This is a genomic window from Vibrio sp. BS-M-Sm-2 (genome assembly GCF_041504345.1).
In the GTDB taxonomy this organism is placed as follows: domain Bacteria; phylum Pseudomonadota; class Gammaproteobacteria; order Enterobacterales; family Vibrionaceae; genus Vibrio; species Vibrio satsumensis.
Map to the genome: position 1 here is coordinate 2,943,987 of NZ_CP167894.1, position 15,296 is coordinate 2,959,282.

The following is a 15,296-nucleotide window of genomic DNA, read 5'->3' on the forward strand; positions in this document are numbered from 1 at the left end:
AAGCCCAATTGCTTTACTCGCCTCATCTATATTTCAATATTGTTGCCCTTTATAGAGCAACCGAAATGCTGTTAAACGTTATGCCAAACCTGGGAACAAATTACGTAAGCCATTGGCGATGAACTCGATGCCCAATGCGCCAAGAATCAAACCCATGATACGAGTGATCACGTTGATACCCGTTTGACCTAGGAAACGAACGATAACTGGCGCTGAACGGAACAAAAGCCAAGAGCATGTTGCGAATGCGATGATGCTAATGCCGATTCCTACCGTATCAATAGCAGCAGGGTAGCGAGACCCGTAAACAATGGTCGAGCTGATTGCACCCGGACCTGCCATTAGCGGCATAGCAAGTGGAACAACACCGATCTGCTCTTTGCTGATGTATTCAGATTTTTCTTGTTTGTTCTGCTTATCTTCACCGAGCTTACCGCTCATCATCGAAAATGCGATGCTCAGTAATAGTAAACCACCTGCAACACGAAATGAGTCCAGTGAGATACTAAACATATCAAGTAGCATTTGCCCCGCAACAAGAGAGACAATGAGGATCACGGCAACAGCAATGTTTGCTTGTAAGGCTGTCCTGTTCCTCTCTTCTGGCGGCATATGAGCAGTAAGAGAAACAAAAACAGGCATGATGCCGATTGGGTTTACGGCAGCAACAAGCCCAAGGAAGAATTGCATAAAAATTGCGAGTTCTAAGCCTTGCATGAGAGCGATCTCCAGTTAGCGTACTTAAGGTTGAAGGTTTGATCTGTGAATAGTCTAGGCGCGTAATGTAAGGGACAAACTCAATTTACACGAATGAAAAAAACTAACTTGAAACGGGTGTTTTTTTGTAGAAAAACTAATTGAATCTCACTTTTGTATCTTCCTTGTTGCAAGCTTGTCGGTGCTGTTTCATTTCGTAACTTTTTATTGAGTAACTGTTAACTGCCGCACGGAATTAATAAAAATTATGTCAGAATCTAGCCCGTGTAACGGTATGGATATACTCTCAGTAGCACGAATATAGCTGTATACATGTAATTTAACGGACTAAAAATGAAATTTTTTTACAGTTTATGACGCTATGTAGAAAAAAGTTGACTGTTTGCTTGTTTTTTGTTCTGACGGAAAGTGTGATTTTAATCTATTTAAATCAGTACCTTAAGTTAATTTTTGCGATTGCCTTACTACTTTTTGGTTAATTCTTTTTGGGTAACTGATCTGGGTCAATTTTTTTCATACAGTGAAATAATATACTCAGTCCTGAAAGCAATTTACTAAGAACGTTGTTGTTTGAGGTTAAAAGCAAGCAGCGAAATTAATAAAAAGTTTTTAATATTTATTATTTTAGGAGATCCACCATGCCTGTAACTAACTTAGCGGAACTTGATGCTCTAGTAGCTCGCGTTAAAGCAGCACAAGAAGAGTTTGCAACATTCTCTCAAGAGAAAGTAGACGCAATCTTCCGTGCAGCTTCTCTTGCTGCTAACCACGCTCGTATTCCACTAGCACAACAAGCAGTTGCTGAATCTGGAATGGGTATTGTTGAAGATAAGGTTATCAAAAACCACTTTGCATCTGAATTTATCTACAACAAATACAAAGACGAAAAAACATGTGGCATCTTAGAAGAAGATGACAACCTAGGCACAATGACTATCGCTGAGCCTGTAGGTATCATTTGTGGTATCGTTCCAACAACGAACCCAACTTCTACAGCAATCTTCAAATCTCTAATTTCTCTTAAGACACGTAACGGCATCATCTTCTCGCCACACCCACGTGCAAAGAACTCAACTAACGACGCAGCGAAACTAGTTCTAGACGCAGCTGTTGCAGCGGGTGCTCCAAAAGACATCATCGGTTGGATCGACCAACCATCTGTAGAGCTTTCTAACGCGCTTATGAAGCACGACGGTATCGCACTTATCCTTGCTACTGGTGGTCCAGGCATGGTTAAAGCAGCGTACTCTTCTGGTAAGCCTGCTATCGGTGTTGGTGCTGGTAACGTTCCAGTAGTTATCGACGAAACTGCTGACATCAAACGTGCTGTAGCTTCTATCCTTATGTCTAAAACATTCGATAACGGCGTTGTATGTGCTTCTGAGCAAGCAGCTATTGTAGTTAGCGAAGTCTATGACGAAGTAAAAGAGCGTTTCGCTTCTCACAAAGCTCACGTTCTATCTAAAGCTGACGCTGATAAAGTACGCAAAGTACTGCTTATCGACGGCAACCTAAACGCTAAAATCGTAGGTCAGCCTGCTCCAGCAATCGCTGAAATGGCTGGTGTTAAAGTTCCTGCTGATACAAAAGTACTTGTAGGTGAAGGTCTTGGTAAAGTTTCTTACGATGACGAATTCGCTCACGAGAAACTATCTCCAACTCTAGGTCTATTCCGTGCGGACGACTTCGAAGATGCTGTTGCTCAAGCGGTAACTATGGTTGAAATCGGTGGTATCGGTCATACATCTGGTCTTTACACTAACCAAGATACTAACGCAGACCGCATCCGTTACTTCGGTGACAAGATGAAGACTGCTCGTATTCTAATCAACATCCCTACTACTCACGGTGGTATCGGTGACCTGTACAACTTCAACGTTGCACCTTCTCTAACTCTAGGTTGTGGTTCATGGGGTGGTAACTCTATCTCTGAGAACGTAGGTCCTAAGCACCTTATCAACAAGAAAACTGTAGCGAAGCGAGCTGAAAACATGTTGTGGCACAAACTACCTAAGTCTATCTACTTCCGTCGTGGTAGCCTTCCAATCGCAATGAGCGACCTAGAAGGTAAGAAACGCGCATTCCTAGTAACTGACCGTTTCCTATTCAACAACGGTTACGCTGATGACGTAGTTAGCCTGCTTAAAGCACAAGGCATCGAAGTTCAAACTTTCTTCGACGTAGAAGCGGATCCAACGCTATCTGTTGTTGAGAAAGGCGCTGAAGCAATGAAGAGCTTCCAACCTGACGTAATCCTTGCTCTAGGTGGCGGTTCTCCAATGGATGCTGCTAAGATCATGTGGGTTATGTACGAGCACCCAGAAACTCACTTTGAAGAACTAGCAATGCGCTTTATGGATATCCGTAAACGTATCTACAAGTTCCCTAAAATGGGTCAAAAAGCTGAGCTAGTATGTATTACTACTACTTCAGGTACGGGTTCAGAGGTTACTCCATTCGCTGTTGTTACAGACGACAAGACTGGTGCTAAATACCCACTAGCTGACTACGAAATCACGCCAAACATGGCTATCGTTGATGCGAACCTTGTAATGAACATGCCTAAGTCTCTAACAGCGTTCGGTGGTTACGATGCAGTAACTCACGCTCTTGAAGCTTACGTATCTGTTCTAGCGAACGAATACTCAGACGGTCAAGCTCTTCAAGCACTTAAGATGCTTAAAGAATACCTACCATCAAGCTACAAAAATGGTGCGGCTGACCCAATCGCTCGTGAGAAAGTACACAACGCAGCAACTATCGCTGGTGTAGCATTTGCGAACGCATTCCTAGGTGTGTGTCACTCAATGGCTCACAAAATTGGTGCTGAGTTCCACCTACCACACGGTCTTGCTAACGCACTACTTATCTCAAACGTTGTACGTTACAACGCGAACGATAACCCAACTAAGCAGACTGCATTCTCTCAGTACGACCGCCCACAAGCACGCCGTCGTTACGCTGAAGTTGCTGACCACCTAGGCCTAAGCCAAGCTGGTGACCGTACTGCTCAGAAGATTGAACGTCTACTGACTTGGTTAGAAGAGCTTAAGAAAGACCTAGACATCCCACTATCTATCCAAGCTGCGGGTGTTAACGAGTCTGACTTCATCGCTAAACTAGACGAGCTAGCTGTTGAAGCGTTCGATGACCAGTGTACAGGTGCTAACCCACGTTACCCTCTAATCACTGAGCTAAAAGAAGTTCTAACAACTTCTTACTTCGGCCAACCATACGTTGAAGGCGAAACTTTCGAAGGTACTACAGTTATCCTTAAGAAAGCAGACCAAAAGCCAGCTGAAGCGAAAGCGCCAAAAGCTAAAAAAGAAAAAGCTAACGCATAATAAGTAAGCATTAGTTTGAGATAAGTTTTCGCTAGCACGATACTTATCTATCGGGAAAAGATGAAGGCCCCAGTCGAGAGACTGGGGCTTTTTTTATGTTTGCTGGCTAGTCTGAGGACTTTGAAAGGCTAAAGTGATCGACTTAATGATAAATGAATTGCGCGCATTTACTTGAAGTAGGGGGGACTAAACCTCAGCAGCCACAACTCGCCCACTAAAGTAATCATTAGAGACAATATATTCTGTTGTTCTGGTTAGTTCATCCTGCAGTTGCGCCCAATGGCATCGGTTGAGTTTACCGTCAGAGTTATGAACCGCGGGCACAACACCACCGACTCGAATACCAAATGGAGTCAGTTCTTTCGCCCAGCTATGGGTAAAGCCGGTAATCATGGAGTTTGCGCTCTCTAAGCCTGACACATCATGGAAGTCATCGTGAGATATCACATTTACAATCACGCCTTCTTTATCTTCTTCTCGTAGCCTCTCTGCACTGATTTGTCCAAATGCGAAAAGGGTCGATGCCTTAGATGAGAGGTCATTAATAAAGGTACTGACAGGCTGATCACCAATTAAGCTAGGCATAGGGGAGCTGATCCAGTTATTGACCAGTACATCCGGTGTGGTATTGAAGGTCGATTGAATAAAATCAAACACGCTGAGAATCGCTTGGCTGTCATTTCCTTTGAGCGTGTAATGGTAAACAGAGTCGGAGAACCGAGTACATTGCGAATAAGTTGCTTGAAGTGCTTCCGTGTCTTTATCGCAAAGGATGACTGTGGCTCCAAGGTTAACAAAGTGGTTCGCAATCGTTCCTCCCAGTCGCGAGCCGGCAGATGTCACCAATATGATTGAGCTTTTTATTTCCATCCCAGTACCTAAACAAGTTGTCCATGTCGGATAAGGATGGGTTAAATTTCATACGATGGGTGTGAATTGGTTCAAACTAAGCTGTACCCATTAATAAGTTTTTATGAACTTAGTGGCAAGTCACATTTTGCAGTAACTTCAAGCGGTAACCAACATCTGGTGTTTGTAGGTTGCCTAAGGCTGGTGGTTCATATCACTCGTGTGAATGCTTTAAGGACGTGAGTTAATCGAAGAATAGCGGTGGATAGACAGCGAAAAAGGGAAAGGTAGGTGACCGCTATACTTGAGCTTGAATTTGATACTGACGTTGCGCTGTTGTTAGCTCATTGTAGAGCGTGGCGTGTGGCAAATCAGGGAAATGCTTGTTTGCAAGTTTACGTCGATCATGACCAGAAAGGTTTTGGTAAACTTCTTCGGGTAAGTCAGCCGTATCTTCAGGCATAAAGGCAAGCGCTTCAGGTTTCAAATAGTGGCTGAGCTTGGCACTGGCAAGGCTTGCTTGATGAAAATGATTAGATTGCTGAGCTGAAATTTCATACGACGATTGGTTTGAACGCAGTTGTTGTGGTTCTGCTACGCCAAATTGCTTGCGCAGGCGATCTTCAGTTGTCTCTGTGATTTCAATGGTGTCTATCGGCGTGCAATCGCGAACATCATTAGAGAACATAGATAACAGCAACGCGAAATCTGCACGGCGACCTTGCTCAACCGCTTGGCTGATCCCGATGCCGAACTTCAGTTCGTTTATGATTCCTGCTTTGTCTAAAGTATGTATTTGCATGTAGCCTCTCATTGGATACACCTTTAACGGCATGGAGTCGGCAAACTTTAGTGTTTAATTACAGGCGAATAGAGAATTTATGCAGGGCGATTAAGAAAGGTAACAATAGGTTAAAAAGCAGTCTTGATTGGCTGATTTGTTTCGTAATGTTCGTATTGATAGGAATACGACAGATACAAAAAAGCTCACGCCGAGGCATGAGCTTTCAATAGGTAACTCGCTATAAATAGCGCAGCTTAAGTAATAGATTACTTAGCTAGGTTCTCTTCTACGAAAGACCAGTTTACTAGGTTCCAGAATGCAGCCATGTAGTCAGGGCGAACATTACGGAAATCGATGTAGTAAGCGTGTTCCCATAGGTCAACAGTTAGAAGTGGAGTAACACCTTCTTCTGTTAGAGGAGTAGCAGCGTTAGAAGTGTTAACGATGTCTAGAGAACCGTCAGCTTTCTTAACTAACCAAGTCCAAGAAGAACCGAAGTTGTTGATTGCTGAATCAGTGAATTTCGCTTTGAATTCTTCGAAAGAACCGAATGCAGCGTTGATAGCTTCTGCAACAGCGCCAGTTGGTTCGCCGCCTGCTTTAGGAGCAAGACAGTGCCAGTAGAACGTGTGGTTCCAGATTTGAGCAGCGTTATTGAAAACACCACCAGTCGAAGTCTTAACGATCTCTTCTAGTGTTTTGCCTTCAAACTCAGTACCTGGGATAAGACCGTTTAGCTTAACAACGTAAGTGTTGTGGTGCTTACCGTGGTGGAAATCTAGCGTTTCTGCTGAGATGTGTGGTTCTAGTGCGTCTTTCGCGTAAGGAAGAGCCGGTAGTTCAAATGCCATTGCTCAATTCTCCATTGATATGAAAGAGTTAACTCTTTCGATTGCTTCCAGTGATATTATTATTCATGGCTCGCTATACTGCCAACCATGGTCAATTTGCTGACTTGCGATATAGTTTAGCAAGTTTTTACTTTATTAAAAGCTTATTTCATCACTTTTGTGTGAATTGTTAGCTTAGCTTGTTAACCGCTTTTTTTATATGGTTTTTATTCTTTTGGTTTGGGGTAGAATAAAGGCAATAAAAGCCGTAATCCATTAACGAGGAAGCAATGGAAACTATCGATAAAATCAAACAGCAAATTGAAGAAAACACTATTCTACTGTACATGAAAGGTTCTCCTAAGCTACCTAGCTGTGGTTTCTCTTCTCAAGCGTCTCAAGCTCTAATGGCATGTGGCGAGAAATTTGCTTACGTAGATATTCTACAAAACCCAGATATCCGTGCAGAGCTTCCAGCTTACGCACAATGGCCAACTTTCCCACAACTTTGGGTTGAAGGTGAGCTAATCGGTGGTTGTGACATCATTCTTGAGATGTTCCAAAAAGGCGAACTTCAGCCAATCATCAAAGAAGCAGCAGCTAAAGTTGCTGGTGATGACGCTGAGTAAGCTCTAGCCTTTGCGCTGAATAGTTAAAATGAGGGGCCTTAATTAGGCTCCTTTTTTGTTGGAATTGATAGAAGAGTCGACTCGATAAGGAACGAACAATGAACGTAAAACTTCATTATGTGCATGATCCAATGTGCAGCTGGTGTTGGGGATACAAGCCAACGCTTGAGTTGTTGAAACAACAATTGCCTGCGAGCATTGAGTTTAACTACGTTGTGGGTGGCTTGGCACCGGATTCTGATGAGCCAATGTCAGAAGAGATGAAAGGCAAACTGCAAGCGATCTGGAAGCAGATTGAAGCTAAGCTAGGTACCGAGTTTAACCACGAGTTTTGGACTGAGTGTAAGCCTGTTCGCAGCACTTACCCTGCGTGCCGTGCTGTAATCGCCGCAGGTTTTCAAGATCACTACGAAGCGATGCTAGAAGCGATTCAACATGCGTACTACCTTCGTGCGATGTTGCCACACAGTCAAGAAACGCACCTGCAGTTGGCTGAAGAGCTAGGCATGAACGTACAACAGTTTGAAAATGACCTTTCTAGCAAGTTATTGGAAAGTGAATTAGATGACCAGTTAGGCTTTAAAGAAGCGATGGGTGTGTTTTCTTACCCGACGTTAATGCTTGAAGTAAATGGCATTTTTAGTGAAGTTGAACTGGATTACCATTCAACTGAAGCGACGCTTAAGTCTATTCGCGAAATTCTAGTGAACAGTGCTCCCGCTGCATAATCCAGCGAGAGCTGTCTGTATTAACGCAACGACTTCTAAGGTTTACTCATAAGAGTAAGCCTTTTCTTTTGTCTGACGTAGTTGGTTTATCTCCTCTGTAAACCGTTCGAATGTGGTAGTGACTTCCGCGATTGATGCTTCAATTGTTGATTCGGCTTGCTCTAAGCCCGTGGCTTCGGTTACTAGATCGTTTGCTTGCGCCTCAATGATTGCGAGCGGAGAAGCAATCGTGTCACATGCCACCATTTTTGCTGCGCCTTTAAGTCGGTGTGCCGTGGTTTTTAGTTCTCGGTATTCCTTGTTAGCCCACAGGTCGTTTATCCGTTTATTATCTTCCATGAAGCTTGCGGCAAACTCTTCAAGTAAGGTCAGTACGACATCGTGATCGTCGAAGAGATCATAGAGGGTGGCGTAGTCGATCACTTGATTGTTGGTATCGCTGGAGGAGTCTCGGGCGTTTGCAGGAACGAGGTCTTCGCTTGGCTCTAGGCTCTGATTATCCTCAAAGCTTTGTTCAATATCTTGGAACAGCATCGAAAATTCATTGGCTTCTTCGTCTTTATTGGTTTCCTCGTCTTTAGGTGAAGAGTTTGATGAAGCATTGACTTCCTGATTCTGTGCCTTTAATTCCTTTGCATCGTAAACATCAGTTTCACGAACTGGGTTGGAATCGTCGATTGCGGGCAGCCACTTCTCAATGGTCAATCTCATCTGCTTAATCGAAACGGGTTTAACCAAGAAGTCATCCATGCCGTGCGCGTAGCAATTAGCATCTTCACCTTGCACAGCATTTGCCGTCAGCGCGACGATTGGCAGTCTTTGAGTTTCTCGGTTCAGCTCTTCTTTGCGTTGTTCTATTTGACGAATGCTTGATGCAAGTGTGTATCCGTCCATTTCGGGCATGTGGCAATCGGTTAGTAATAAGCCATAGCGTTTATCTTTCAAGGCGTTCAGAGCTAACACTCCGTTATCAACGATGTCGGCGTGGACACCGATATTTTCAAGCTGTTTAGCGATGACTTGTTGGTTGATGGGATGATCTTCTGCGACCAGAATCAGCCTGCCGTTGAGTTCAGCTTGTTCGCGAGTCTCTGTGGCGATCGGCGTTTTAGTTTCGTTGTCTAATGGCGATATTAGATTGTCGTGACTGACGGGCTTCGTTAGAACGTGAACCAAGTTATCGGGCAGTAATGGATTGACCGACAAACACCAAGAGTTGCCTAAAGGCTCAGGCGAGAGCATTGGATTTTGGTTGATCACGGTAAATCGTGTTGAGCTTGTATGTTGTTGAATCCAAGCATCGGTAATCGTCAGCTGATGCCACACAGACATCGCCACAAAGATGTGTTTTGGCTGATGTTTGACGACCATCTCTTTGAGAAGGTGCTTTTGGTTAATATGCAGAACCTTTGGTTCAAGGCCGAAGTGTTTCAAATATCGGCACAGCTCTTCTTGTTGAAGAACGTAACCAACCACATACACCTCGTGTGAGTGATTACCCACATCTAGTCCAATAGGATTCTCAACCTCCGAAGGGCAAATCAGCGTTTGTGGTAGAGCCAAAGCGTTGCTTACTGCATCTTGAAGAGTACAAGTCGGGAGGGTAACGGTAACCGTAAAGTGGCTGCCTTTTCCTTCTTCACTCGACAGTTCTATGTTGCCATCCATCTGTTCTATCAATTTCAAAGCTATAGATAGTCCAAGCCCTGTACCACCAAAACGGCGGCTAGTGGTTTTGTCAGCTTGTTCAAAAGGCTGAAATAAGCTTTGTTGTCTGTCTTTCGGGATACCAATACCCGTGTCTGAGACGGTGAGGCTAATTGTTTGTTGATGTTCGTTTTTCTTAATGACGTCGACATGTAACGAAATCGTGCCATGTTCGGTGAACTTAATCGCATTATTGAGGAAGTTATTTAGAATTTGGTGGAGTCGTATGTCATCTGCGAACAGCCATTGAGCGAGATTTGGATCTTGCCAATAATGGAAGGCCAAGCCTTTTTGCTGCGCGTGAATGGATTGTGGTTGCACGATTCGTGCTAGTACTTTACCAAACTCGATCTCGGTCGGGTTAAGCTCTAGTTTTCCCGCTTCAATCTTAGAGTAATCGAGCACGTCATTAACGATGTGCAGTAAGTTACGAGCTGACTGATTCAATCCTCCGTGTAGGTTGAGCAACTCTTCACTCAACTGATGCTCCTGCATTAATTCCAGTAACCCTAAGATCCCGCTAATTGGGGTGCGAACCTCATGGCTGATAGTCGCTAGGAACTGCGACTTAGCGGCGGTGGCACTTTCAGCTTTCTGGCGGGCGTTGTCTAAAGCCTGTTGCTGTTTTTTCAGTAGGGTGATGTCTGTAATCACCGTGTTCCATTCGATAGCGTGGCCGTTTGATACTTGGCTATTAAATTTCACCCATTTCAGTTCACCAGACTCTAATTGCACTTGCTGTTCGCTTTCCCAATGCCCGGTTTCAATAGCATCAAGCATACTGGCTTCAAACTGTGGCAAGTCTTCCTTCGAGACAAGCTCGAAAAGATGTTGAGGGTGTTCTTTTACGCTATCCACGGATAAGCCGAACATATCGGATACACCGGCACTGACGAAGCTAAACTGGATATTCAAAGGCTGTTGAGGGTGCATTTGAATATGTTTTAGCACCACCCCATCTATGTTGTCGGCCAGTGTTTGTAAATGGGCTTCTGCGGCTTTGGCGCGCTGTTCTGCGACTTTTCGCTGCTCGATTTCCGCCGCCATTCTGCGGTTCCAGAATACGATCACGAAGATAACCACAAAGATCCCAAGCCCGATGATCACCGACCATTTAGCCACTTCGCGTGGCGACAAACCTTCTTGGTATTCATAGGTTAGCCATTTGTTCTCCAAGCGCTCAAGTTCATTGGCAGGCAATGCGCCAATGGCTTTATTGAGAATACTCAACAGCATGGGGTGGCGGAAGTTAACAGCTAAAGCCAAAGGAGCACTGTTTTGCTCATTAATGGTGCCTGTGATTTTGAATTGCCCTACATAGTCTTGATGCAATAAAGGCGCGGCATGATGAAGAGAAGCAAGCGCGAAACTGATTTCGTCTTTCTGTAATGCTTGGAAAGCGCTGACGTGATTGATGTAAGGGACGGCTTGGCAAGTCAGGCAGAGAGAAGGTAGAACCGTTGTGCCTCCGGAATCTTCAATCACACCAATATCTTCGGTGCCACTTGGCGCAAAGTTACCTAGTCGATCAGAGCGACTTAATAACAACCAAGGTTCAAAGCTGTAGGCTTGAGTGAAGTCCATGTATCGAGCTTTATCTGTGGTTGGCGTGATGTTTGTTAGCACCATGGTCTCACCATTATTGAATGCGACCTCGGCTGCTTCTGGGGTTAGGTAAGTGGTACTTTCAAATGACACGCCAAGCACATTACTTATTAGATTTAATATGTCAGCAGATAAGCCGGAGTGTTGCTGTTGCTCATTGGTAAAGTCGTAAGGATACCAATTGGAATGTGTGCCTACAGGGATGGAAGGATTGTTATCAAGCCAGTTCTTTTCGTCTTGAGTTAAATTCAATGTTCCATAATCCAGCAACATCGAGTGTTGAGAGGGAGCAAGCCATTGATTGTAAATCGACTGCAGCGAACCTTGCTTGATGTCCTCTAAAGCGAAATTGATTCGGCTGAGTAGTTTGTGTTTTCCTTTTTTGACTGCAAAGTGCAAGTGGTCAGCTGGAAGGTCAGGAAGAACCGATAGTGTAAGTGAGTCTTTAGGTTGTTCTCGCAGTAACGCAGACAGCGCAAGTGCATCACCAATGTAAGCATCAACACGATTCTCTTCAATCGCGGTGAAGGCCGCTTGTGTGCTGTCTAGCGTGGTAATTCGACTCTCTGGAAGTAAACTAGGTAGGAGATCATTGAGCGCAAACCCTTTCTCTAGCGCTAAGTTTGCGGTTGCCAGTTCACTCAAGTCGTTTATTTTCAGATTTTGAGTAATGACCGCTCGTCGAATCGAGAACATGGGTTCACTGAACGTCATATATTCTTGGCGCTCTTTGGTCGAAGAGACGCCTACCAACAAATCTAATTCACCCTGTTCAAATGCACTGAGTACGCCGCTAAATGTAGGGAATAGCTCGATTTTATATTTGAAGCCTGCGTTTGCCGATACCTCATCCAACATGCTGATGAGTAGTCCTTCAGAAACAATGTTCCCAGAGGGCGTTTGATGTTGGTAGCTATAAGGAACCATGTTGTAAGAAGGTAGGCCGACACGTAATACAACTTGGTTATTCGACGAGTTTGCTAGAGGTGTACTTTCAGCAAGGCTGTGCAGTGGCCACATGAATACCGTAAGGCAACTCAATAGAAAGGCGACACACCACGTTTTCGTTTTTGTAGCATTGTTCTGCATAAAGACATCCTGTCGTTTACGTACTCATTTGGGTTTGACGGTGTGCTCAACTAACGGCGGCCAAAGGTGCTTTGGTTAGTGTGGGTAATGCAAAATTGTCTGCTTGCTGTAATGCCATACGCTGCAAAAGGGCGAGGCTGGTATGGTCTGCTTTTAGGTGGATCTCAATTTGGCGCTTTATTTGATCGACTTTGTCTTGTAGACCGAAGGCTTGATAACACAGTGCTAATAAGAAGAAAGCTTCGACATCATTGTCTGAGAACTCGTTCATTGAAATACTCTCAATACGCTCTTTTGCCACCTCATGCTGTTCGAGTTGAATGAGCTGTAAGGTTCGACAAAGCTTCAACAACGGCTTACTGAGTGCGTACGACTTTTCAGAATGAGAGAGCCTTTGCCAAGCCCCTTCAGGCTTCCAAAGTGCTAGCTCTTTTTGAGTGAGGGTTAAACTGTCTGTCCATAAGATCAGTGCTCGCTTACCAGCAGAATCCCAAATCGAGTGGGGAATGAGTTGAGCAAGCGACTTGAGGTGTAGGGTCGCTTGTTCAACGTTTTTATCTAACAGTTGTAGCCAAACCATGGTGTTGGTCAGCTCAATATTACTGCCGTTTATGGTGAGCACTTGGTCGATTAGCTGGTTAGCGGATTCGAAGTCACTGGTATTGAGGCAGATCTTGACCTTAAGTTGCTGCAATTTGATGTTGCGTGGATTGTTTTCTATCAAGCTATCTATCTGACTGAGCGCGTCGTGATAATTCTGTTTAGCGATATGGATTTCAACCAGCTTAACCTTGGCAGGCAAGTAATCATGGAGCTGCAGCAAACCATTTAACATGGCTTGTGCCTCATCGAGGTGGTGATTCTTAATCAGAATGTTTGCCATGTAGATTATGGCGTCTTTCAATGTCGATGGGTCAGGGGCTTTACCAAAGAGTGGCTTTACCGCGTTGAGCCCGTTCTTAAGATAGGCTTGCTCTAATGTCGAAAAGTATTGCTGTCGACACAGGGCTGATGTCACTCGTTTTATGATGTCATCGGCTCTTATTGGCTTGATCAGGTAGCCATCAGGTTCGAAGTGAGCATAGCCAAAGAAGATGTCTTGGCTATCATTACCCGTCACTATAAACACAAGGGTTTGTGGTTTGATTAACTCTTTCTGCTGCAAAAGCTCAAGCAGTTGTAAGCCATTACTACCTGAGCCTAAATCATGGTCAATCAGTAATATATCGAATCGATGTGCGCGGCAAGCCTCAATTGCATTTTGGGCATTGGAGGCGCTGATTACATTGTTGTTCGGAACACCGAGTTTGATAAGCAGTGCGCGTGTCGCACTTTGAATGACGCTGCTGTCATCAATGATGAGGTAGCGCGATCGGGCGAGTATATCCATATAGTAGCCTTCTGACGTATTGAGCCTTGCCACTTTGTCTTCTATGAATTAGCGGCTTATTTATTAAACACTTAAGTGTAGAAGTGAATTTAATTAATAGCCATAAGTTGCATATCAATGCGAACGGAATAATGTATAGAAAGTGACGTTGGTTCAGAAGGTTAGCTTATTTCTAAAGTTATAAAGAAAGAGTGAAAAGAGGCTAAATACAAAAAAGACCGCACGAGGCGGTCTTTATAAAAGTCAGGGTAGGACTGTTTAACTACAGAACCTAATTACAGAACCATGGCTGCAATCCAACCGAATACGATCAGTGGGATGTTGTAGTGCAAGAATGTTGGTACTACAGTTTCCCAAACGTGCTCGTGTTGACCATCAGCATTTAGACCAGACGTTGGACCTAATGTTGAGTCAGAAGCCGGAGAGCCCGCATCACCAAGTGCTGCTGCTGTACCTACTAGAGCGATCGTTGCCATTGGCGAGAAACCAAATGCTGCCGCTAGTGGAACGTAGATAGTCGCAAGGATTGGAATCGTAGAGAACGAAGAACCAATGCCCATCGTTACGAGTAGACCAACCACTAGCATAAGTAGCGCAGCTAGAGGTTTATTGTCACCGATGCTGGTTGAAAGCGCTTCAACCAGAGATTCAACGCCACCCGTTTGCTTCATAACTGCCGCGAAACCTGCCGCTGCAATCATGATGAAACCGATCATTGCCATCATATGAACGCCCTTGGTGAAAACATCTTGTGTCTCTTTCCAAGCAATGACGCCACCGAAGGTAAATACCATGAAGCCCGCTAGAGCACCGATGATCATAGAACCCGTCGACAGTTGAACTGTTAGCGCTGCTACGATACCAGCCGCTGCAACTAGGATGTGCTTCTTATTGATCTCTTTCACTTCTGTTGAAACAACAGTGTGAGAAGTTTCTTTGTATTGGCGAGGCTTACGGTAAGTAAAGAATACTGCGGTAAGAAGGCCGAAGATCATGCCTGCTGCTGGTAACAACATTGCCATAGGTACTTGGCTTGCTACAACGTTTTCAAGACCATTGTCGTGAAGGTTTTTAAGCAGGATGTTGTTTAGGAAGATGCCGCCAAAACCAATCGGTAACACCATGTAAGGCGTAATCAGACCAAAAGTAAGCACACACGCAACTAGACGACGGTCTAGGTTCATTTTTGCGAATACGCCTAGTAGAGGTGGGATTAAGATTGGGATGAAGGCGATATGTACAGGAATCACGTTTTGCGAAGACATGGTTACTAAGATCAACGACGCCAGGATGCCGTATTTAAGACCAGTCGATGCTGCACTGTTCTCTTTGCCGTGAATGCGTTTGATAACACTTTGAGCAAGGAGATCTGTGATACCAGAACGTGAGATAGCAACAGCGAATGTACCAAGCATAGCGTAGCTAAGTGCGATAGTTGCACCGCCACCTAATCCACTTTCGAAAGCCGCGACTGCGTCGTTCAAGCCCATACCAGAGGCTACGCCACCGATAATTGCGCTGAACGTGAGAGCAACGACTACGTTTACGCGCATCAAAGCTAAAACAAGCATGATGCAAACTGAAATTACAACAGGATTCATATTATTCTCGGGATGTTGTGTTT

General features: G+C 44.5%; 10 protein-coding genes. 3 read left to right on the forward strand and 7 right to left on the reverse strand.

All coding sequences use genetic code 11. From position 1 onward, the window contains the following. Window positions 1–78: 78 nt before the first annotated feature. Entirely contained in the window at window positions 79–717 is a 639-nt protein-coding gene (locus AB8613_RS13605) for a YchE family NAAT transporter (protein ID WP_004734056.1), read from the reverse strand. Between the two features lie 638 nt (window positions 718–1,355). Between AB8613_RS13605 and adhE the strand changes: the two genes are divergently transcribed. Then, on the forward strand, window positions 1,356–4,061 hold the full coding sequence (gene adhE / locus AB8613_RS13610; protein ID WP_123304746.1) for a bifunctional acetaldehyde-CoA/alcohol dehydrogenase: 2,706 nt from the start codon (window positions 1,356–1,358) through the stop codon (window positions 4,059–4,061). A gap of 186 nt (window positions 4,062–4,247) precedes the next feature. Here adhE and AB8613_RS13615 read toward each other — a convergent pair whose 3' ends face one another. From AB8613_RS13615 to sodB, 3 genes are all read right to left on the reverse strand, one after another. Next, a complete protein-coding gene (locus AB8613_RS13615) occupies window positions 4,248–4,931 on the reverse strand; it encodes an SDR family oxidoreductase (protein WP_146492258.1) in 684 nt (227 codons plus the stop codon). Between the two features lie 277 nt (window positions 4,932–5,208). Continuing rightward, window positions 5,209–5,712: a VC2046/SO_2500 family protein gene (locus AB8613_RS13620; protein WP_372383960.1), complete on the reverse strand. Its 504-nt coding sequence runs from the start codon at window positions 5,710–5,712 to the stop codon at window positions 5,209–5,211. A gap of 248 nt (window positions 5,713–5,960) precedes the next feature. After that, window positions 5,961–6,545: a superoxide dismutase [Fe] gene (gene sodB / locus AB8613_RS13625; protein ID WP_004734050.1), complete on the reverse strand. Its 585-nt coding sequence runs from the start codon at window positions 6,543–6,545 to the stop codon at window positions 5,961–5,963. A 269-nt stretch (window positions 6,546–6,814) separates the two neighbouring features. On the opposite strand from sodB, the gene AB8613_RS13630 reads away from it, so the two are divergent. Next, window positions 6,815–7,153 (forward strand): Grx4 family monothiol glutaredoxin, encoded by a 339-nt coding sequence (locus AB8613_RS13630; protein WP_004741702.1) that lies wholly within the window; start codon window positions 6,815–6,817, stop codon window positions 7,151–7,153. Between the two features lie 98 nt (window positions 7,154–7,251). Next, the gene (locus AB8613_RS13635; protein ID WP_274125192.1) at window positions 7,252–7,881 is read left to right on the forward strand and encodes a DsbA family protein; all 630 of its coding nucleotides are present in this window, start codon (window positions 7,252–7,254) and stop codon (window positions 7,879–7,881) included. Window positions 7,882–7,923: 42 nt separating this feature from the next. On the opposite strand, the gene AB8613_RS13640 is transcribed toward AB8613_RS13635, so the two are convergent. The 3 genes from AB8613_RS13640 to AB8613_RS13650 all read right to left on the reverse strand — a co-directional run bounded on the left by AB8613_RS13640 (window position 7,924) and on the right by AB8613_RS13650 (window position 15,273). Further along, window positions 7,924–12,282, reverse strand: a complete 4,359-nt coding sequence (locus AB8613_RS13640) for a transporter substrate-binding domain-containing protein (RefSeq protein WP_372383961.1) — start codon at window positions 12,280–12,282, stop codon at window positions 7,924–7,926. A 46-nt stretch (window positions 12,283–12,328) separates the two neighbouring features. Continuing rightward, window positions 12,329–13,672, reverse strand: a complete 1,344-nt coding sequence (locus AB8613_RS13645) for a response regulator (RefSeq protein ID WP_372383962.1) — start codon at window positions 13,670–13,672, stop codon at window positions 12,329–12,331. A gap of 275 nt (window positions 13,673–13,947) precedes the next feature. Further along, window positions 13,948–15,273: a Na+/H+ antiporter family protein gene (locus tag AB8613_RS13650; RefSeq protein WP_048659751.1), complete on the reverse strand. Its 1,326-nt coding sequence runs from the start codon at window positions 15,271–15,273 to the stop codon at window positions 13,948–13,950. Window positions 15,274–15,296 lie beyond the last annotated feature (23 nt).